We start from the raw sequence: 20,478 nt of genomic DNA, 5'->3' as shown, positions 1-20,478 counted from the left end.
CGACGGGACCGGGACGACGCCGGCGCCCGGGGCCTTCAGCTCCCGCGCCGGGTCCAGCGGGACGGCCAGCGGCGCCGGCGGGTGCGGCTGCCGTGGCCGAGCTGCCGCAGGACCTCACGCCGGTAGGCCAGCTCGGCCTCGAGTCCCGGGTCGAGGTAGGTGTGCACGACCGTCTCCTGTCGTCGGTATCGATGACGACGACGGTCGTGCTGAGGGGTGGTCGCGGGCATCGGGCGGTCGCGCAGTCCGGCGCCCGGCCCGGCCGGCTGAGGCCCCTCAGCCGGCCGGGCCCGTGCGGTGCGGGTCAGCTGAACGGCCCGCGCCACGACCTGCACCGTCGCTGCTCGTGGCGCATGGCGCGGTGCCGGTGCCCCCATGCAGTCGGGCAGCTCGGGAACCGACCGGCCGGGCGGGACGAAGGGCTCTGGGGGCGGCCGGCGTCCGGCTGCCAGGGTCCTCCGGGAGGCTGCGGGGTCGCGTCGCGCAGGAGGAGCCATGACCACTCCCGCCGAACGGGTCGAACGGGCACGGCAGCGGTGGAACGCCGGGGACCTGCCCGGCTACCTCGAGCTCTACGCCGAGGACCTGCGGTTCCACGGCCTGGAGCCCGATCCGATGGACCGACCGTCCGTGGCCGGCTTCTACCAGCAGTTCTGGTCGGCGATGGGAGCACCGGGGCGGCCGAACCCGCAGCTGGACCTCCACGAGCAGCTCGTCGACGGCGACCTGTACAGCTGCCGGTTCACCGTGTCCGGCGAGCACCGCGGCGACTTCATGGGCGTGCCCGCCACGGGCCGGCCCTACGTGTTGGAGGGCATCACGATCATGCGGTTCCGCGGCGACCAGCTGGTCGAGCGCTGGACGAGCGCCGACTTCCTGGGCCTCATGGTGCAGCTGGGCGCCGTCCCGGCCCCGGCCTGAGACGCGACCCCGCTCCCCGGAACGGCGACACGGGGACCGACCTCCCCGCGGGTCGGCCCACCCGTACCGTACGGGGATGGCGGTCAGCGCAGCTCGGTGCCCTTGGTCTCCCGCAGGGTGAGGATGACCGCGAACGCCACCGCGGCGGCCACCGCCACGTACCAGAAGAACCACAGCGGGCGCCCGGCCTCGGACAGCCAGGTGATCACCAGCGGGGCCGTGCCCCCGAACGTGGCGACCGTCAGGTTGTACCAGGAGCCGATGCCGATGGCCCGCAGCTCGGTGGGGAACAGCTCGCTCATGATCGCCGGGGCGATCGACGCCATGAGCGCGTAGAGGCCGAGGCCCGTGCAGAAGACGACGATCAGCGAGAACAGGTTGTCGCGGACCAGGAAGGACAGCGGCACGATGAGCACCGCGATGGCCCCGGACCAGATGAGCAGCTGCGGCTTGCGCCCGATGCGGTCGGACAGCGCCCCGAACGGGTAGCACAGCGCCACGAAGAGGGCGGTGCCGATCGACAGCGCGATGAAGACGTCGGTCTTGTCGGCGTCGCGGAAGGTGATCGCGAACGGCGTGAGCGCGCTGAAGAACGTGTAGTACGACAGCGTCGACAGCAGCGTGAAGGCGCACAGCTGCACCACGGCCTTCGGGTGGTGCGTGATCGTCTGCAGCAGCGGGTGCTTCGTCGCGCGGGCCTTCTCGGCGTTCTCCTCGAACTGCTCGGTCTCGACCAGCGAACGGCGCAGCCACATGCCGACCAGGCCGAGGACGCCGCCGATGAAGAAGGCGATCCGCCAGCCCCAGGACTCCAGCTGGTCCTGGCTCAGGGTGCTGGTCAGCAGCACACCGAGCAGGGAGGCGGCGAGCAGCGCCGACCCGGTGGAGATGTAGAAGAACGACGAGTACCGGCCGCGGTGGGCCGGCGGCGCGATCTCTCCCAGGTAGGCCGAGGCGTTGGAGACCTCCCCGCCGAGGGACATGCCCTGCGCGATGCGCGCCAACAGCAGCAGGATCGGCGCCAGCCAGCCCACCTGCTCGTACGTCGGCAGGATCGCGATCACCATCGAGCCGCCGGCCATCAGCAGGATGGTGAGCAGCATCCCGGCCTTGCGGCCGCGCAGGTCGGCGAACCGGCCGAGCAGGATGCCCCCCAGCGGCCGGAAGAAGAAGGCCAGCGCGTACGTCGACGTGGCCCCGATCAGGGCCAGGGCCTGGTTCTCGGCCGGGAAGAACTGGCCGGCGAAGAAGACGACGAACGTCGCGTAGACCGTCCAGTCGAACCACTCGACGGCGTTGCCGATGCTCGCCGAGACCAGGGTCCGCACCGGCAACCGGTGCCGGTCCTCGACCGCCGTCGTGCCCTTTCCCTGCTGGACCGCGCCCGCCATGGGAACTCCCACCTTCGCCCGGTTGCTGGACAGCAACGACCGTAAAGCGGTACCGGGCACGCGGCACGTCGAGCGGTGAAGAGGTCCGGACCGGGCGACGGCCGCCTCGCGGCGAGATGCACGACACGGCTCCAGGCCCCCGACCGGAGTCGGGGCGGTGGCCCGTGAAGGCGTAACCAAATTGGCACCCGGGGGCACGATGCACCCGGCCCGGACGCTCTCCACGCTACCCGCGCCGCGGCCTCCTCACACGGGCCGGGCGGGGTGGACCCGGTCCCCCAGGAGGCCTGCGAGACTCCACGGCGTGGCCGACCTGACCGCCGTCGAGGCGCGCGTCCTCTCCGCCGTCGACGAGGCCTGGGCGGTCTCCCGGCTGCGCGACCTCGTCGCCGTCCCCTCGATCGGCGGCACCGCGGCGGAGTCCGACGTCCAGCACCTGGTCGGCGACTGGCTGGAGGAACTCGGCTGCGCCGTCGACCGCTGGGAGATCGACCTCGACGCCGCGGCCACCGCTCCGGACGCCCCCGGCCAGGAGGTCGAACGGACCGAGGCGTGGGGCGTCGTCGGCACCGCGCCGACCGCCGAGGAGGGTCTGCCGGCGCTCGTCTTCTCCGGCCACACCGACGTCGTGCCGCCCGGGGACCGCGCCCTCTGGCCGGGCGACCCGTTCGACCCGTGGGTGGCCGACGGCGCGGTGCACGGCCGCGGGGCCTGCGACATGAAGGCCGGCGTCGCGGCCGCGCTCGCCGCGCTGTCCGCCGTCCGGACGGCGGGGGTGCGGCTGGCCCGGCCGGTCGCGCTGCACGCCGTCGTCGGGGAGGAGGACGGCGGGCTCGGCGCCTGGGCCACCCTGCGGCGCGGGCACCGCGGCGAGGTGTGCGTCATCCCCGAGCCGACCGCGGGCGCGGTCGTCACCGCCAACGCCGGCGCGCTCACGTTCCGCCTGGAGGTGACCGGGCTCGCCGCGCACGCCGCGCACCGCGACCGGGGCGTGAGCGCGGTCGAGCTGTTCGCCACGGTGCACGCCGGCCTGCGCGCGTTCGAGGCGGAGCGGCAGGAGGGCGCCGACCCGCGCTTCGGCGACGCTCCCTACCCGTACGGCATCAGCATCGGGCGGGTGCGGGCCGGCGACTGGGCCAGCTCCGTACCCGACCGGCTGGTCGCCGACGGCCGCTACGGCGTCCGGCTCGGCGAGGACGTCGCCGCGGCGCGAGCCGCCCTGGAGGCCCGCCTGGCCGACATCTGCGCCGCCGACCCGTGGCTGGCCGAGCACCCGGTGCGGCTGACCTGGACCGGTGGCGCCTTCGCCAGCGGCTCGCTGCCCGACGGGCACCCGCTGCTGCCCGCCGTCCGGCGCGCGGTCGCCGACACCGGCGCGGCGGTGCCGCCCGAGCGGGCCATCCCCGCCGGCAGCGACCTGCGGCTCTACGCCGCAGCGGGGGTGCCGACCCTGCACTACGGCCCGGGCGACCTGCACCTGGCGCACGGGCCGCTGGAGCGGGCGCCGGTCAGCGAGCTGGTCACCGCCGCCCGCGCCTTCGCGCTGCTGACCCTGCGCACCTGCGGGGTGGCGTGAACCTCGTCGGGTTCGAGGCGTGGGCCGAGCTCGCCGGGGACTCCGCCACCTCTCGCACCGAGTGGGCCGCCGTCGTCGCCGCGTGGAGCGAGCCGCACCGCCGCTACCACGACCTCGCGCACCTGGCCGCGGTCCTGGGGCTGGCCGGGGAGCTGGCCGGCGCCGCCGCCGACCCCGCCGCGGTGCGGCTGGCCGCCTGGTACCACGACGTCGTCTACGACCCCCGCCGCAGCGACAACGAGCAGGTCAGCGCCGAGCGGGCGCGCGCCGGCCTGCGCGGTCTGGTACCGGCCGAGCGGGTCGAGGAGGTGGCCCGGCTGGTGCTCCTCACGGCCGGGCACGACCCGGCGCCGGACGACGCGAACGGCGCCGTGCTCTGCGACGCCGACCTCGCGGTGCTGGCCGGCCCGCCCGAGGCCTACGCCGCCTACGCCTCGGCGGTGCGCGAGGAGTACGGGCACCTCTCCGACGCCGAGTTCACCGCGGGCCGCACCGCCGTCCTCGAGCACCTGCTGGCCCTGCCGGCGCTGTACCGGCTGCCGGCCGTCGCGGCCGGGTGGACGCCGCGGGCGCGGGCCAACCTCGCCGCCGAGCTCAGCCTGCTACAGCGCCGCGCCTCTTCTTGAGCCGGAGCCCGGCGCCCATCAGCCGGGCGAGCAGCTCCCGCCCACCGACCGGCTCGGCACCGGCGGCCACCGCCACCTCGTAGAGGTCGTCGGGGACGTCGTAGTGGTCGCCCTGGAACGCCCGCCGCGGGATGCCGAGCTCGGCGGCGGCGAAGGCGTGCAGCTCGTCGTAGGAGACGTCGCTGACCAGGTGCGACCAGCGCCGTCCACGCCACGGCCACACCGGGGGGTCGATCAGCACCGCCACGGCGTCAGTCTGCCCGCCGCACTAGCGTCGTGCCGGTGAGCGACGAGATCCGCTGGGGTGTGGTCGGACCGGGCCGCATCGCCGAGAACGTGATGGCCGACTTCGCGCACGTGCCCGGCGCCCGGCCGGTGGCGGTCGCCTCCCGCTCGGCCGACCGTGCGGCGGCCTTCGCCCAGCGGCACGGCCTCGAGCGGGCCCACGGCTCCTACGCCGAGATCCTGGCCGACCCGGAGGTCGACGTCCTCTACGTGGCCACGCCGCACCCCCAGCACCACGCGGTGGCCCTCGCCGCGATCGACGCCGGCAAGGCGCTGCTGGTCGAGAAGACCTTCACCGCCACGCTCGCGGGGGCGCGCGAGGTGGTCGGGCGGGCGCGGGAGAGCGGCGTCTTCGTCATGGAGGCGATGTGGACCCGCTTCCAGCCGGTCGTCGTCCGGCTGCGGGAGCTGGTGGCCGACGGTGCGATCGGCGAGGTCCGGTCGGTGCAGGCCGACCTGGGGGTCTCCCGCGAGTACGACCCGGCCGACCGGTTGTTCGCCCACGAGCTCGGCGGCGGCGCGCTGCTGGACGTCGGCGTGTACGTCGTCTCGTTCGCCCAGATGGTGCTGGGCGACCCGGACACCGTGGCGGCGACCGGCTCGCTGTTCCCCACCGGCGTCGACGCCGAGGCCGCGCTGCTGCTCGGGTACGCCGACGGCCGGTCGGCCACGCTCACGACCTCGCTGCGGTACCCCACACCAGGGCAGGCGCGGGTCTTCGGCACCACCGGCTGGATCGACGTCCCGCCCCGCTTCCACCACCCGGACACCATCGTGCTGCACCGCGCCGGCGCCGAGCCCGAGGAGATCACCCTGCCGCCGACGGGCACCGGCTACGCGCACGAGCTGGCCGAGGTGACCGAGTGCCTGCAGGCGGGGCGCACCGAGAGCGCGGTCATGCCGCTGGCCGACACCCTCGCCGTCCAGTCGGTGCTCGACCGGGCCACCGACCAGCTCGGTGTCCGGTTCCGCGAGGACCCGCACGTGCTGGGGTGACTCCTCCTCCTGGGTGACGCCGCGTGGATCCGCTGCAGCGCCCGGCTCCGCCTGCCGACGTCAGGTCGACGGCTCCGCCGCGTCCGGGCCCCCGACCTGACAGGAGAGCACCGCATGGCACTTATCGAGGGCCTGGCTGCGATCGCGGCCAAGATCGCCGGCGCCGGCACTGTCGCCCAGGCCACGGCCGGACTCGGCATCGCCGTCGCCGGGGTCACCGGCGCGGGAGCTGCCGGTGCCCTGCCGACGCCGGTGCAGGACGTCGTCGCGGCGCCGTCGAGGTGGTCTCGCCGTTCGACCTGCCCGACTCGGCCGACGACGCCGGGGAGACCGACGACTCCGGCACCGACTCCCCCGGCGACGTCCCCGGGAGCGACGACTCCGACGAGGCGACCGCCACCGATTCCCCGGACGACGACGTCACGGAGACCGACGACTCGGGCACGGACTCGCCGGAGGACCTGACCGGGACCGACGACTCGGGCACCGACTCGTCCAGTGACGTCGAGGGGACCGACGACTCCGACGGCCCGGCGCGGGAGGCCCGCGAGGCCGAGCGCGACGCCGAGGAACAGGTGCGCCACGCCGAGGAGCAGGCCCGCGAAGCCGAGGACCAGGCCCGCGAGACCGAGGCCCAGCGCGAGGCCGAGGAGGAGGCCCGGGAGGCCGCAGAACGCGCCGCCGAGGAGGCCCGGGAGGCCGCCGAGCGGTCCGACGACGACTGATCCCCCATCCGTCCGGCAGGCCGGGACCCGCTCACCCGAGTGGCGCCCCGGCCTGCGGCGTCTCCGGGAGCGCCCAGGCGCGGCCGGACGCCTGGTCGGGGGACGGCACGCGGGTCGGCGTCCGGCCGGTGCGGCGGACCGCCTCGGCGAAGACCACCGCGTCGGTGACCGCCGCGCCGCCGGGGTCGTTGTTGAAGTACACGAGGACGTCGGCGTCCCCGTAGGTCTCCGACAGCCGCTCGGCCCACGCCTGGAGGGTGTCCGGGCGGTACGCCCACCCCTCGGCCCCGGTGTGCAGCCGCAGGTAGCCCCACCCGGAGGTGTGCCACAGCGGCGCCACGGGCTGTTCGGAGCGGTCGGCCCAGCACAGTGCCGCCCCGTAGCGCTCGAGCAGCGCCCGGACCTCGTCGGTCCACCAGGAGTCGTGCCGCGGCTCGACCGCGACGCGGGTGCCCGCCGGGAACTGGGCCAGGCAGTCGCGGAGCAGGCCGGGGTCGGCCTTGAGCGTGGGCGGCAGCTGCAGCAGGACGGCGTCCAGCCGGTCACCGAGACCGGCCACCCGTTCCACCAGCCGGGCGACCGGCTCCTCCGGGTCGCGCAGCCGCTTGACGTGGGTGAGGAAGCGGCTGGCCTTGACCGCCCAGCGGAAGTCCGGCGGGGTCCGGGCCCGCCAGGCCTCGAACGTCGCCCGTTCCGGGAGCCGGTAGAACGCGTTGTTGCTCTCCACCGTTGCGAAGTGCTCCGCGTGGTGCTCCAGCCACAGCCGTTGCGGCAGCCGCTGCGGGTAGAAGCGGCCGCGCCAGTCGCGGTACTGCCAGCCCGACGTCCCGATGACCACCGCCACGGCAGCCGCCTACCCGCACCGGCCGGCCCTGACGCGGCCGGCCCCGCCCCCGGATTGGGGGGGTCCACTCCCCCTCCCCACGGCTGCCTGCTGCGTCGCCGTCCGACGACTGTGGCTGACACGAGACCGGCCCACGCACGGAGTGGGCACGGCGCGACCGCGGAGTAGGCGATGACCAGGACACGACCGACCCAGCACGGCGGTCGCGGGGGTGGACACGGAGCTCTCGTCCCCCCTGCGTCGCGAACGTCCCGGACCTCCAGGCAGCGGCTGATCGCCGGCGGCCTGGCGGCCGTCACGGCCACCGGTGCGCTGGTGACCTTCGGGAGCATGGCCCAGGCCGGCACCCCGCCGACGGGGCCCGGCAACATCGAGATCTTCAACAAGCGGAGCATGGTGGCCCTGGAGGGCTACGTCGCCCAGGCCGGGCAGGAGGCCACCGTCGAGGTGCTCCGCGGGGGCCAGACGATCGGCATCGGCGTCGGGACGGTGGACGAGACGGGCTTCCTGGAGTTCAACCACCCCGGCGGCGAGTGCTGGATCGGGGTGACCCCCACCATCAGGCCGGGTGACGAGGTCAAGGTCTCGTTCAGCGGGGAGGCCTTCACCGACTCCGCCGTCACGATGTCCCCGACCGTCACCGAGGTCGTCGGCAGCGGCTTCACGCCGGACGGTGCGGTGCAGCCCGACGGCTCGATCCGGGTCAGCGGCAAGGGCACCGTCACGATCAAGGGCACCTACGACCCCGAGGACCCGTGGTTCGACCCGACCCGCTTCGTCATCGAGACGGTCAACCCGGACAACAAGGACGACAAGACGCCGCCCGGCCAGGACCCGGGCCTGGTGGACGCCCGCGCGATGGGGATCAGCCTGGTGCCGGACGCGGAGCACCCCAACGGCGAGCCCGGTCTGTGGGACGCCGAGGCCACGATCGACCCGGTCGCGGGCACGTGGTCGGGCACCTACACGCTCTACACCGAGGCGGACTACAGGCGCACGCTCGACGGCGACCACGTCGCCGCGGCGTGGATGGCGGGCGAGGAGCCGGCCCTCGGCCTGACCCAGAACGAGTTCGAGGAGATCCCCGGCCCGGGGATGGGCGGCTGCCCGCCGAGCCCGGACGGGCAGGTGCCGACGGCGCCGAAGACGGCCCAGCTGTCCTCGGCCACGGGCTCCACCTCGGTGGGCGTCACCTGGGAGACGCCGGCCCAGCCTGCCGACGCCACCCCGGTGAGCGGGTACCGGGTGGCCGCGATCGGTGGCACCCACGCCGAGCAGGAGGTCGCCGAGCGGACCGGCGGCACCAGCGTCTCCCTCGACGGCCTCGAGTCGGGGAAGACCTACGAGATCACGATCGAGGCCTACAACGGCCGCTGGTCGGCGGCGCAGTCGCTCGGCACGGTGGTCGTCGGCTCCGGCACCGGGGGCACCACCACACCGCCCGACGGCGGGACCGACCCCGGCACCGACCCGACCGCACTCCCGGCGGCCCCGACCGGCCTGACCGCGACGAGCGCGTCCCTCGACAGCGCCGACGTGAGCTGGACGGCCACCGCCGGCGCGACCGGCTACACGGTCACCGCGACCTCGGAGGATGAGGCCGCCGCGGCGCCGGCTCCGGTGACCGTCACGGCCCCGGCGAGCACCGCCACGCTCACCGGCCTGACCTCGGGCGCGACCTACACCGTCTCGGTGAAGGCCGCGAACGCCAACGGCGAGGGCCCGGCCGCCACGGCCACGGTCTCGACGCTGACGGCGGTGGCCCCCGCGGCGTTCGACCTGACCCGGGTCATCCCCGGTCACGAGAGCATCACCGCGGAGTGGACGGCGGCGGCGGCCGGCAACGCGGCCAGCCCGGTGTCCGGCTACGACCTGGTCGCCACCCCGGCGGACGGCCAGGCTCCGGTCACCTCCGCGGCGACCGGTACCACCGGCACGGTGGGCGGGCTCCGGAACGGCGTGGAGTACGCGCTCACCGTGGTCGCCAAGAGCGGTTCGGCGACCACCCCGGCCAGGGTGCCCGCGACCGTCGACAACACGGTCACCCCGACCGACGTCGTCACGGTCACCCGGGCGCAGTACCGGGCCGACCGGCGGGAGTACAAGATCCAGGGCACGGCCCAGGACACGACGGCGAACCGGGTGCACATCCGGCTCGGTGACGTCGCGGGGTCGGGTGCGACCATCCAGCTCAACGTCCCGGTCGCGGCCGACGGCACCTGGACGGTCGACCTCCGCAACGGTCCGGTCCTGCCGACCAACAACCGGTTCAACGTGACCTCCGACTCCGGCGCCAAGACGGTCGCCGTGATGACGCGGTCCCGCTGACCCGCCGTCGGGGAGCACCCGACACCCGCACGACCCGAGGGCCCGTCCCCGCTCACGCGGGGGCGGGCCCTCGGCCTGTGCACGCGTGAGCCCGCCGGCGCGCGGGCACAGGACGCGCGTGACCGACCTCCCGCCGACCGCCTTCGTGCTCTTCGGCGCCACGGGCGACCTGTCCCGCCGGATGGTGCTGCCGGCCTTCTTCGAGCTCGCCCGGCGGGGCCTGCTGCCGGAGGACTGGCGGCTGGTGGGCAACGGCCGAGGCGACGTCTCGCACGTCGAGTTCGCCGACCTCGCGCACGACGCCCTGACCGAGTTCGGACCGCTGGGCGAGGCGGACGACGAGGCGCAGCAGGCGTGGGAGGCGTTCGCCGCGCGGCTCCGCTTCGCCGGGGGCGGCTTCGAGGAGACCGACCCGGGCAGCCTGCTCGACGTCCTCACCGAGGCCCGCGACGAGCTGGGCGGGCAGCCGCAGCTGGTGCACTACCTCGCCGTCCCGCCCGCGGCCTTCGAGAAGCTGACCCAGGCGCTCCAGCAGCACGGGCTGACGGAGGGCGCGCGGGTGGTCTACGAGAAGCCCTACGGCACCTCGCCGGAGACCTTCCGCGAGCTCGACGATTTGGTGCTGTCGGTGCTCGACGAGGAGCAGGTCTTCCGCATCGACCACTTCCTGGGCAAGGAGGGCACCCAGGACCTGCACGTGCTCCGGTTCGCCAACGGCCTGTTCGAGCACGTGTGGCACCGCGACCACGTGGCGCAGGTGCAGATCGACGTCCCCGAGGACCTCGACGTCGCCCAGCGCGCGCAGTTCTACGACTCGACGGGCGCCGCCCTCGACATGCTGGTCACCCACCTGTTCCAGCTGGCCGCCGAAGTCGCGATGGAGCCGCCGGTCAGCTTCGCCGCCCCCGACCTGCTGGCCGCGCGCGAGGGCGTGCTCGCCGCCTTCCGGCCCCTGGACCCGGACGAGGTGGTGCTCGGCCAGTTCGACGGCTACACCGGGATCGACGGCGTGGCCGACGACTCGCAGACCGACACCTACGTGGCCGCCCGGCTGTGGGTCGACACCGACCGCTGGCACGGCGTCCCGTTCGTGCTGCGGACCGGGAAGCGCATGGCCGCGAGCGAGCAGCGGGTGAGCCTGCTGCTGCGCCGTCCGGAGGGACCGGTGACCGACACCCCCGGGCACGGCAACGTGCTGTCCCTGTCGCTGTCCGGGTCCGGCGCGGTGGACCTGCAGGTCGTGGCGAAGGAGCCCGGCCCCGACCTGAGCCTCGCGACGGCGACCGCCACGCTGCAGCTGGCCGACGTCCCCGGGGGGACGCCACTGCCGCCCTACGTCTCCCTGCTGCACGACGTGCTCGTCGGCGACCGATCGCTGTTCACCAGCAGCGAGGGGCTGGCCAACGCGTGGCGGGCGTTCGCCCCGCTGCAGCAACGGCCGCCGCGGGTGCACCGCTACGAGCCCGGCTCGTGGGGCCCCGCGGAGGCCGACGCACTGGCCGAACCCGCCGGCTGGCTGCTGGGCAGCGATAGCCGGGACTGACGTGCGCTGACTGTGTGCTGGGGTGACGGCATGCCCACCGCACCCGCCCGCTTCAAGGACCTCTGCCTCGACGCCCGCGACCACCAGGCGATGGCCGACTGGTGGTGCGCCGCCCTGGGCTACGTGCGCCGTCCCTCGGCCGAGCCGCGGGAGCCGGGGTGGCCGGTGCCCATCGAGGACCCCGCCGGTGCCGGTCCGCTGATCTGGCTCAACCCGGTGACCGAGCCGAAGACGGTCAAGAACCGGGTGCACCTCGACGTCGTCGGCGACTCGGCGGCGCTGCAGGCGGCCGGGGCGACGCTGCTGCGCGCCCGGGACGCCGAGATCGGCTGGGACGTGCTCGCCGATCCCGAGGGCAACGAGTTCTGCTGCTGCGCGCCCGAGGCCTGAGCCCTCCTCCGTCGAGATCGCGCGATCTCGGACGCTCCAGGGGGCGCATCCGTGCGAGATCGCGTGATCTCGCCGTCGGGACAGACCGCCGCAGAACGCCGACAGGGGCGGCCCCGCGAGTGCGGGACCGCCCCTGCCGGGCAGTGCAGGTACTACCGAGCGACCGGCCGAGCCGTGGTCGGCGGAGCTGCTCGGCGGGTGGCTGGACTCAGAAGTCCATACCGCCCATGCCGCCGTCGCCGCCCGGCATGGCCGGGGCGGCCTTCTCCGGCTTGTCGGCGATGACGGCCTCGGTGGTGAGGAAGAGCGCCGCGATGGAGGCGGCGTTCTGCAGCGCCGAGCGGGTCACCTTGGCGGGGTCGATGATCCCGCTGGCGACCAGGTCCACGTACTCGCCGGTCGCGGCGTTGAGGCCCTGACCGGTCTCCGAGTTGCGGACCTTCTCCGCGACGACGCCGCCCTCGAGGCCGGCGTTGACGGCGATCTGCTTCAGCGGCGCCTCGAGCGCGACGCGCACGATGTTGGCACCGGTCGCCTCGTCACCCTCGAGCTCGAGCTTCTCGAACGCGACGGTGGTGGCCTGCGCCAGGGCGACGCCACCACCGGCGACGATGCCCTCCTCGACGGCGGCCTTGGCGTTGCGCACCGCGTCCTCGATGCGGTGCTTGCGCTCCTTGAGCTCCACCTCGGTCGCGGCGCCGGCCTTGATGACGGCGACGCCACCGGCCAGCTTGGCCAGGCGCTCCTGCAGCTTCTCGCGGTCGTAGTCGGAGTCCGACTTCTCGATCTCGGCGCGGATCTGGTTCACCCGGCCGGCGATCTGGTCGCTGTCACCGGCACCCTCGACGATCGTCGTCTCGTCCTTGGTGACGACGACCTTGCGGGCGCGGCCCAGCAGGGAGACGTCGGCGGTGTCGAGCTTGAGGCCGACCTCCTCGCTGATGACCTGGCCACCGGTGAGGATGGCGATGTCGGTCAGCATGGCCTTGCGGCGGTCACCGAAACCGGGGGCCTTCACCGCGAGGGACTTGAAGGTCCCGCGGATCTTGTTGACCACCAGGGTCGCCAGGGCCTCGCCCTCGACGTCCTCGGCGATGATGGCCAGCGGCTTGCCCGACTGCATGACCTTCTCCAGCAGCGGGAGCAGGTCCTTGACCGAGCTGATCTTGCTGTTGACGACGAGCACGTACGGGTCGTCGAGGACGGCCTCCATGCGCTCGGCGTCGGTGACGAAGTAGGGCGAGATGTAGCCCTTGTCGAAGCGCATGCCCTCGGTGAGCTCGAGCTCGAGGCCGAAGGTGTTGCTCTCCTCGACGGTGATGACGCCTTCCTTGCCGACCTTGTCCATCGCCTCGGCGATGAGCTCGCCGATGGCCGGGTCAGCGGCGGAGATCGACGCGGTGGCGGCGATCTGCTCCTTGGTCTCGACGTCCTTGGCGGTCGAGAGGAGGTACTCGGTGACCGACTCGACGGCCTTCTCGATGCCCTTCTTCAGAGCCATCGGGTTGGCGCCGGCGGCGACGTTGCGCAGACCCTCGCGGACGAGCGCCTGGGCGAGCACGGTGGCGGTGGTGGTGCCGTCACCCGCGACGTCGTCGGTCTTCTTCGCGACCTCCTTGACGAGCTCGGCGCCGATCTTCTCCCACGGGTCCTCGAGCTCGATCTCCTTGGCGATGCTCACACCATCGTTGGTGATGGTGGGGGCGCCCCACTTCTTCTCGAGGACGACGTTGCGGCCCTTGGGGCCGAGGGTCACCTTGACGGCGTCGGCGAGGGTGTTCATGCCCCGCTCGAGGCCGCGGCGAGCCTCTTCCTCGAAGGCGATCATCTTGGCCATGTGGTGATGTCCTCCATGCATGGATCGCTGCACGGCCGGGATCGGCGCCCGCGACGGACGACACCGGCGCCGCGGGCACTCCGTCGGCCCGCACACCAGTGCCTCACCGTTCCGACCTGATTGGCACTCGGCACTGTCGAGTGCCAATCGCGAGTCTGGCACTCGACCCTGCCGAGTGCAAGCACACGGTCGTCCTCCGGACGACACGGCGGCCACGTGCAGTCCCCGACCTGCACGGAGGCCGTCCACGTCCCTCCTCGGGGACCCTCCGGGCCCCGCTCGTCGGTCGTCCGCGCAGGGCACCGCACGTCGTCCCGGTTGAGGTGGAACAGCACGGAGGCCCGGCCCCCGCGAGGGGGACCGGGCCTCCGGTGGGCTCAGGTCAGGCGGTCCGCACAGCGTCGGCCTGGGGGCCCTTCTCGCCCTGGACGACCTCGAAGGTGACCCGCTGGCCCTCGTCGAGGCTCTTGTAGCCGTCCATCTGGATGGCCGAGTAGTGGACGAAGACGTCCTGACCGCCGTCAACGGCGATGAAGCCGAAGCCCTTCTCGGCGTTGAACCACTTCACGGTGCCCTGTGCCACGTGTGCTCCCACGTTCGTGCGTGCGGACGGCCCCCCACCGACCAGGGAGGCCGGGTCGAGCTCTTCCGCCCGTCGAACACGAACGTGGAACCGAACCGCGGGAGAAGGTACAGCACAAAACGCGTGGTGAGACCAGACTCACGCACACGCCACACCGGATCGGGGGACGCCACCCCTGGGACGCGGGAGCGCGCCACCCTACCGGTCAGCCGATGAGTCCGGCCTCCCGGAGCGATGCCAGGGACGGCGACACCCGGTGGGTCGGCCCGACCACCGGCTCCAGCGGGTCGAGGGTCTTCAGCCCCTCGCCGGTGTTCAGGATGACGGTCTCCTTCGCCGGGTCCAGCCGGCCGTCCTCGACCAGCTGGCGCAGGACCGCGGTGGTCACCCCGCCCGCGGTCTCGGCGAAGACGCCGGTGGTGCGGGCCAGGTCGCGGATGCCCTGCACGATCTGGGGGTCGTCCACCCGGCCGACGGCGCCGCCGGTGCGCCGGATGGCGTCGAGCGCGTACGGGCCGTCGGCGGGGTTGCCGATGTTCAGCGACTTGGCGATGCCGGTGGGCTTGACCGGCTTGACGACGTCCCAGCCGTTGTCGAAGGCGGTGGCGATCGGGTCGCAGCCGGCGGACTGGGCGCCGAAGATCGTCCACTCCGTGGCCTCGACGATGCCGGCCGCGGTCAGCTCGCGGAACGCCTTGTCCACCTTGGTGAGCAGCGAGCCCGACGCCATCGGGATGACGACCTGGGCCGGGATGCGCCAGCCGAGCTGCTCGGCGAGCTCGTAGCCCATCGTCTTGGAACCCTCGGCGTAGTAGGGCCGCACGTTCTGGTTGACGAACGCGGTGTCCTCGAACTCGTCGGTCTCGGCGAGCTCGCTGGTCAGCCGGTTGACGTCGTCGTAGGAGCCGTCGACGGCGACCAGCGTCTGCCCGTAGACCGCAGACTGGACGACCTTCCCGGGCTCGAGGTCCGACGGGATGAAGACGAAGGAGGGCAGGCCGACGCGGGCGGCGTGCGCGGCCACCGAGTTGGCCAGGTTGCCGGTCGAGGCGGCGGCGATCTTGCTGTAGCCGAGCCTCTTGGCCGCGGTGGCGGCCAGGCTCACCACGCGGTCCTTGAACGAGTGCGTGGGGTTGGCCGAGTCGTCCTTGACCCACAGCCCGCCGGTGAGGCCCAGCTCGGCGGCCAGCCGATCGGCGCGCACCAGCGGGGTCATGCCGGGGTCCAGGGTGACGCGGTCGGCCGGGTCCTGGCCCACCGGCAGCAGCGCGGCGTAGCGCCAGATGTTCTGCGGACCGGCCTCGATCTGCGCGCGGGTAACCGCCCGCATCAGCTCGGGGTCGTAGTCGACCTCCAGCGGGCCGAAGCACTCGGCGCAGGCGTGCTCGGCGATCAACCCGAAGGTGGCGCCGCAGTTGCGGCACACGAGTCCGCGGGCCGGGGACGGCGGAACGGGGCCGCCCGCGCTGGAGTCGGCCTGCTGGGAACCAGGAGCGGTCAGGGTCATGCGACGACTACCTCCTCATCTTCCCCGCGTCGGGCCGTCGAGCCGCGCGGGACGGAATTGGCACCCTTCCGCTGCGCTGGACGCGCGAGGCGGCGGTTGCCGGGGCTTCGTCGGGCCGTGTCCCTCTGCCCCTCTGGATGAGTGGAACGCCCGCGACTCTACCCACGTGGCGGGCGGCGCAGCGGCCGGGTCCAGGATGGTCCGGTGAGCACGCGCGTCGTCTACACCGACCTGGACGGCACGATGGTCGGGCCGCGGGGCTCGTTCTGGCACACCGCGGCGCGGGGCCTCACCGCCGACCCGGCCACCGCGCTGCACGACCTGCACGACGCCGGTGTCGCCCTGGTGCTGGTCAGCGGGCGCACCTTCGAGCAGGTGGTGGAGGCCGCGCGCATCTTCGCCGCGGACGGCGCCATCGCCGAGCTGGGCTCCGTGGTGAGCTGGGACGGCGGCCGCGGCGTGCACCAGCTGACCGGGGCGCTGCCCGACGAGTACGCCGATCGGACACCGATGGAGGTCATGGCCGAGCTGGGGATCGTCGAGGACCTGCTGGCCCGCCACCCCGGCCGGCTGGAGTGGCACGCGCCCTGGCACGCCACCCACCTCACCGACGCGCTGCTGCGCGGCCGGGTCGACCCGCTGGCCGTGGACGCCGAGCTGGCCGAGCGGGAGCTGGGCTGGCTGACGCTCAAGGACAACGGTGCGATCCCGGCGACGTCGCGGATGACGCTGGCCCCCGAGGCGCTGCCGCCGCGGGTCTACCACCTGATGCCGCGCGGCATCTCCAAGGGCGCGGCGATCGCCTGGGACCTCGAGCGCCGCGGGCTGACCCCGGCCGACGCGGTGGCGGTCGGCGACAGCGTCAGCGACCTGGAGATGGCGCCGGCGGTCGACCGGCTGTGGATCACCGCGAACGGGGCCACGGTCGACGGGATGGCCGACCTGCTGGCCGCCGTCCCCAACGTGACGGTGACCGACGCCCCCATGGGCGAGGGCTGGGCGCAGGCCGTCCGCGCCAGTCTGTAGGCCCCGTCCAGGGCACCGCCCCGAGCCTGCGAGGGGTGGGGAGGACGGGGTCCTTCGTCAGCTGGTGACGTCGCGGCGGGAGAAGTGCCGGAACCCCAGCGCCGTGAAGACAGCCGCGTAGACCAGCGACTGGACCACGCCGCGGAACAGGTCGCCGGAGTCGACGGGGGTCTGCAGCAGGTCGGTCCAGGCGAACTCCTCCGCGGTCGGGAAGAAGTCGCGGATGGAGCCGAGCTGCTCGACCTGGTCGAGGATCGCGAAGACGAACACCGTGAACACCGCGCCGCCCACCGCCGCCAGCGGCGCGTCGGTCACGGTGGACAGCCAGAACGCCAGCGTGCCGACGACGAGCAGGTGGACGGCGAGGTAACCGACCATCCCGGCCAGCCGCAGCAGCCCCTCCCCCTGGCCCAGGGTGACGCCGACCGGTGTCTGGACGGCGCCGAAGCCGAACGCGGTGCCGCCGGCGACCAGCGCGGTGACCACCAGGGTGAGCAGCGCACCCGCCGAGAGCACGAACGCGGCCAGCCACTTCTGCCGGAGCAGCCGCATCCGCGGCACCGGGGTGGCCAGCGTGTAGCGCAGCGACCCCCACTGGGCTTCGGCGGCCACCGTGTCGCCGAAGAACAGCGCGTAGACGACGACCAGGAAGAAGCTCGTCGTCGCGAACAGCACGAACAGCGTGAAGTTCAGCGCGCTGGAGGTCGCGACGTCGACGAGGTTGATGCGGGTGTTCTCCTCGGCCTCCTCGGAGCCGCCCAGCTGCAGGGCGGCGATGAGGATGAGCGGCAGCGCCACCATGAGCACCAGCACGCCGAGGGTGCGCCGGCGCTTGAACTGCCGGCGCAGCTCGACCGACAGCCGCAGCGTGCGCTCGGGCCGGTAGCCCGCCACCGCCCCGGTCGGCTGCACGTGCGCCAGGTCCACGGCTCGACTCCAACCTCGATCCGCTCCTCGGTCGCCGGCGCTCCCTGCGGTGCTCCCCCGGCCGTCGTCCTCGCCGACGCTCACGACTCCCCCACCAGTGCCAGGAACGCGTCCTCCAGCCGACGGCGCGGCGTGAACGCGTCCACCGCGATGCCGGCGGCCACCAGCGCCTGCAGCGCCCGCGCCCGGCCGGTGCCGTCGAGGTCGGCCACCAGCCCCTCGTCGGTGTGCTCCACCGTCACCCCGGGCAGCCCGGTCAGGACGGCGGCCGCCCGGTCGGCGTCGCCGCCGTCGGCCAGCCCGACCAGCACCGACCCGCCGGTGCCGACGATCTCCTCCACCGTGCCCTGGGCGATCTTCTGCCCCTTGGCCATGACGACGACGTGGCTGCAGGTCTGCTCGATCTCGCTGAGCAGGTGGCTGGAGACGATGACCGTGCGGCCGGTGGCGGCGTAGGAGCGCAGCACCTCGCGCATGGCGTGGATCTGGGGCGGGTCGAGCCCGTTGGTCGGCTCGTCGAGGACCAGCAGGTCGGGCAGGCCGAGCATCGCCTGGGCGATCGCGACCCGCTGGCGCATGCCCTGGCTGTAGCGGCGCACCGGCCGGTCGATGGCGGCACCGAGGCCGGCGACCTCGATCGCCTCCGCCATGTGCGCGTCCTCGGCCGGCCGACCGGTGGCGGCCCAGTACAGCCGCAGGTTGTCCCGGCCGGACAGGTGCGGCTGCAGGCCGGTGCCCTCGACGAAGGACCCGAGCCGGGACAGCACCGGCGCGCCGGGCCGGATCTCGTGACCGAAGACGGTGATCCGCCCGTCGGTCGGCCGGATCAGGCCCATGAGCATGCGCAGCGACGTCGTCTTGCCGGCGCCGTTGGGGCCGAGCAGGCCGAGCACCTGACCGCGGCGCACCTCGAAGGAGAGGTCGCGGACGGCGACGAAGCCGTCCTTGTAGGCCTTGGTGACGCCGGTGAAGCGCAGCGGCACCTCCTCGCCGTCGGGTTCGACGTGCGAGACCTGCCGCCGCCGGTGCCTGCCCCACAGCGCGGCCGCGAGCCGGCCGAGCAGGCCCAGCGCCAGGACGACGCCGAGCAGCACCCACCAGCGAGAGGTGCCGCCGGCGGCCTCGGTGCGCCCGCCGACCTCCGGGACGGCGAGCGCGGCGGCGTCCCCACCGGAGGCCAGCGCGACCGAGTAGACGGCCGCCTCGGTCGGCAGGGCGAAGGCCTGGTCGGTCGAGGAGACCACCACGCGCATCGTGTGCCCGGCCTCGAAGCGGTGCACGATCCCCGGCAGCGTCACGCGCACCCGCGTCGGCGCGCTGGGGTCGGCGGACAGGCCGGTGAGCGCCAGCGGGGCGACCAGGCCCGCCGGCAGCGTCGCCTGCCCGTCGGGGCCGACGTCGTAGAGCTTGGCGAAGAGAGTGGCCGAGCCGCCGGGCGCGGCGACGGCGAGGTCGATCGTGGAGGCGCCGACGACCTCCACCGCGTCCTCCAGCGGCTCGCTCTCGAAGGCGGCGAACTGGCCGGGGACCTCGAAGGCCGTGCCGGACAGCGCCGAGGCCAGCGCGCCGAGCCCCGGGACGACGGTGATCGCGGCCGGCGTGCCCCCGGCGGGCGTGACCACCGGCTGCAGCGGGCCGTCGACGGCGATCGCCGAGCGCTGCGCGGGCTCGGCGCCGGCCAGGCCGGGATAGGCCGGCGCGGTGACGGTGCGGTTGCCGCCCTGGACGGTGCCGACGGTCGCGGTCACACCGGTCGGGGCCGGGAACTCGAAGCCGGTGCCCGGGTCCGCGCCCTGGCCCCGCAGGTGCCGGTCGAACCAGCCGGCGACCTGCTCGCGCAGGTCCTCGGTCGTGCGCTCGGAGGCCTGGGTGTCGTGGCCGCCCTGGTACCAGACGACCTTGACGGAGGTGCCGTCGGCGGCGATGCCGCGGGCGTTGGCGTCGGCCTGGCCGAGGCCGAACAGCGAGTCCTGCGTGCCCTGCACCAGCAGGGTCGGCGCGTCGATCCGGTCCAGGACCGTGGCCGGGCTGCTGCGGTCCAGCACGGCGGCGATCTCGGGGGTGAGCGTGCCGGTGGAGGCCGCCGACTGGTAGGCCGCGCAGACCTCCGCGCTGAAGCGGCCGCAGGTGAGCAGCTGCTCGACCGCCTGCGGGTCCACCGCCGCCGGGTCGATCGACGGCAGCGCGGCCGCCACGTCCTCCGGCACGTCGCCGTTCTCCAGGTCACCGCCGCCGGGCCCGCCGAGCAGCCCGCCGAGCGGCGTCGACCCGATCCCGAAGAACAGGCCCGACCACAGCCGCTTGTAGACCCCGCCGTCCTGCGCCTGCGGGGTGGCCGCGACGGTGCCGGCGGCCGGGTCGCCCACCTGCGACGGGAACAGCGCGGCGGTCAGGGAGTGCCAGGTGATCTGCGCGGCGATGGCGTCGATCCGGTCGTCGTAGCCGGCACCGAGCAGGGCCAGCGCCCCGCCGTAGGAGGCCCCGGCGACGCCGACGCGCGGGTCGCCGTCGCCGTCGAGCAGGACGTCGTCCCGCTCGGCGAGCCGGTCGAGCAGCGCGGACAGGTCGGCCACCTCGAAGCGCGGGTCGTTGAGGCCGATCCGGCCGGTGCTCGCCCCGAAGCCGCGGGCGGAGTAGGTGAGGACGACGTGGCCGCGCCCGGCGAGGTCGCGGGCGTCGTCGGCCACCGAGTCCTTGCTGCCGCCGAAGCCGTGGGCGAGCACCACCGCCGGCGCCGGGTCGCCGGCGGTCGCCGAGGCGGGCAGGAACAGCGTGGTGTCCAGCTCCGCGGCGTCGGCACCCTGGCCGACCGGGACCCGCGCCTCCTCGGTGGCGACGTCCTCGGCGGCACCGGCCGGGGCTGGAGGCAGCAGCCCGGCCACGGCCAGGGTGAGCAGCAGGAGCAGGGCGGCCGACGTCGCGCGAGCGCCGGGGCGCGGGCGGGGACGCAGGAGCCCGCGGACGGGTCGCACG

18 protein-coding genes and 1 riboswitch are annotated in these 20,478 nt (G+C 74.1%); of the genes, 9 read left to right on the top strand and 9 right to left on the bottom strand.

Annotated features, from left to right (window positions below):
• Positions 1–35: 35 nt before the first annotated feature.
• Positions 36–167, bottom strand: coding sequence for a hypothetical protein (locus tag ACI78Z_RS03715; RefSeq protein ID WP_457035168.1), 132 nt, complete (start codon positions 165–167; stop codon positions 36–38).
• 328 nt (positions 168–495) lie between these two features.
• Between ACI78Z_RS03715 and ACI78Z_RS03710 the strand changes: the two genes are divergently transcribed.
• Positions 496–921: an ester cyclase gene (locus ACI78Z_RS03710; protein ID WP_457035167.1), complete on the top strand. Its 426-nt coding sequence runs from the start codon at positions 496–498 to the stop codon at positions 919–921.
• An 83-nt stretch (positions 922–1,004) separates the two neighbouring features.
• Here ACI78Z_RS03710 and ACI78Z_RS03705 read toward each other — a convergent pair whose 3' ends face one another.
• A complete protein-coding gene (locus tag ACI78Z_RS03705) occupies positions 1,005–2,312 on the bottom strand; it encodes an MFS transporter (protein ID WP_457035166.1) in 1,308 nt (435 codons plus the stop codon).
• 304 nt (positions 2,313–2,616) lie between these two features.
• On the opposite strand from ACI78Z_RS03705, the gene ACI78Z_RS03700 reads away from it, so the two are divergent.
• Entirely contained in the window at positions 2,617–3,888 is a 1,272-nt protein-coding gene (locus ACI78Z_RS03700; protein ID WP_457035165.1) for an ArgE/DapE family deacylase, read from the top strand.
• Complete coding sequence (locus ACI78Z_RS03695) at positions 3,885–4,514, top strand: HD domain-containing protein (RefSeq protein ID WP_457035164.1); 630 nt, start codon at positions 3,885–3,887, stop codon at positions 4,512–4,514. The genes ACI78Z_RS03700 and ACI78Z_RS03695 overlap by 4 nt, the downstream gene beginning before the upstream one ends.
• Here ACI78Z_RS03695 and ACI78Z_RS03690 read toward each other — a convergent pair.
• Positions 4,483–4,761 carry a DUF4031 domain-containing protein gene (locus ACI78Z_RS03690; protein ID WP_457035163.1) on the bottom strand — a complete coding sequence of 93 codons (279 nt, stop codon included), beginning with the start codon at positions 4,759–4,761 and terminating at the stop codon, positions 4,483–4,485. The genes ACI78Z_RS03695 and ACI78Z_RS03690 overlap by 32 nt on opposite strands.
• A gap of 35 nt (positions 4,762–4,796) precedes the next feature.
• Here ACI78Z_RS03690 and ACI78Z_RS03685 point away from each other — a divergent pair, with 35 nt between their 5' ends.
• The gene (locus tag ACI78Z_RS03685; protein ID WP_457035162.1) at positions 4,797–5,795 is read left to right on the top strand and encodes a Gfo/Idh/MocA family protein; all 999 of its coding nucleotides are present in this window, start codon (positions 4,797–4,799) and stop codon (positions 5,793–5,795) included.
• A gap of 281 nt (positions 5,796–6,076) precedes the next feature.
• On the top strand, positions 6,077–6,520 hold the full coding sequence (locus ACI78Z_RS03680; protein WP_457035161.1) for a hypothetical protein: 444 nt from the start codon (positions 6,077–6,079) through the stop codon (positions 6,518–6,520).
• A gap of 31 nt (positions 6,521–6,551) precedes the next feature.
• On the opposite strand, the gene ACI78Z_RS03675 is transcribed toward ACI78Z_RS03680, so the two are convergent.
• Positions 6,552–7,364 (bottom strand): DUF72 domain-containing protein, encoded by an 813-nt coding sequence (locus ACI78Z_RS03675; RefSeq protein WP_457035160.1) that lies wholly within the window; start codon positions 7,362–7,364, stop codon positions 6,552–6,554.
• A 315-nt stretch (positions 7,365–7,679) separates the two neighbouring features.
• Here ACI78Z_RS03675 and ACI78Z_RS03670 point away from each other — a divergent pair, with 315 nt between their 5' ends.
• From ACI78Z_RS03670 to ACI78Z_RS03660, 3 genes are all read left to right on the top strand, one after another.
• Entirely contained in the window at positions 7,680–9,692 is a 2,013-nt protein-coding gene (locus tag ACI78Z_RS03670) for a fibronectin type III domain-containing protein (protein ID WP_457035159.1), read from the top strand.
• Positions 9,693–9,810: 118 nt separating this feature from the next.
• Complete coding sequence (locus tag ACI78Z_RS03665) at positions 9,811–11,235, top strand: glucose-6-phosphate dehydrogenase (RefSeq protein WP_457035158.1); 1,425 nt, start codon at positions 9,811–9,813, stop codon at positions 11,233–11,235.
• A gap of 30 nt (positions 11,236–11,265) precedes the next feature.
• Positions 11,266–11,625 (top strand): VOC family protein, encoded by a 360-nt coding sequence (locus tag ACI78Z_RS03660; protein WP_457035157.1) that lies wholly within the window; start codon positions 11,266–11,268, stop codon positions 11,623–11,625.
• A 208-nt stretch (positions 11,626–11,833) separates the two neighbouring features.
• Here the strand turns inward: ACI78Z_RS03660 and groL are convergent, their stop codons facing one another.
• From groL to thrC, 3 genes are all read right to left on the bottom strand, one after another.
• Complete coding sequence (gene groL, locus ACI78Z_RS03655) at positions 11,834–13,462, bottom strand: chaperonin GroEL (RefSeq protein WP_457035156.1); 1,629 nt, start codon at positions 13,460–13,462, stop codon at positions 11,834–11,836.
• 382 nt (positions 13,463–13,844) lie between these two features.
• Complete coding sequence (locus tag ACI78Z_RS03650; RefSeq protein WP_091109274.1) at positions 13,845–14,045, bottom strand: cold-shock protein; 201 nt, start codon at positions 14,043–14,045, stop codon at positions 13,845–13,847.
• Between the two features lie 205 nt (positions 14,046–14,250).
• A complete protein-coding gene (gene thrC, locus ACI78Z_RS03645; protein WP_457035155.1) occupies positions 14,251–15,552 on the bottom strand; it encodes a threonine synthase in 1,302 nt (433 codons plus the stop codon).
• A 12-nt stretch (positions 15,553–15,564) separates the two neighbouring features.
• A riboswitch (SAM riboswitch) is annotated at positions 15,565–15,696 on the bottom strand.
• Between the two features lie 60 nt (positions 15,697–15,756).
• Here thrC and ACI78Z_RS03640 point away from each other — a divergent pair.
• A complete protein-coding gene (locus tag ACI78Z_RS03640) occupies positions 15,757–16,578 on the top strand; it encodes an HAD family phosphatase (RefSeq protein ID WP_457035154.1) in 822 nt (273 codons plus the stop codon).
• A 57-nt stretch (positions 16,579–16,635) separates the two neighbouring features.
• On the opposite strand, the gene ACI78Z_RS03635 is transcribed toward ACI78Z_RS03640, so the two are convergent.
• Entirely contained in the window at positions 16,636–17,505 is an 870-nt protein-coding gene (locus tag ACI78Z_RS03635) for an ABC transporter permease (RefSeq protein WP_457035153.1), read from the bottom strand.
• 80 nt (positions 17,506–17,585) lie between these two features.
• Complete coding sequence (locus ACI78Z_RS03630) at positions 17,586–20,477, bottom strand: alpha/beta fold hydrolase (protein ID WP_457035152.1); 2,892 nt, start codon at positions 20,475–20,477, stop codon at positions 17,586–17,588.
• Position 20,478 lies beyond the last annotated feature (1 nt).

It is taken from the genome of Geodermatophilus sp. SYSU D01176, assembly GCF_054050015.1.
Note: the sequence above shows the minus strand (reverse complement) of the source record. Positions and strands in the feature narration are given on the sequence as shown.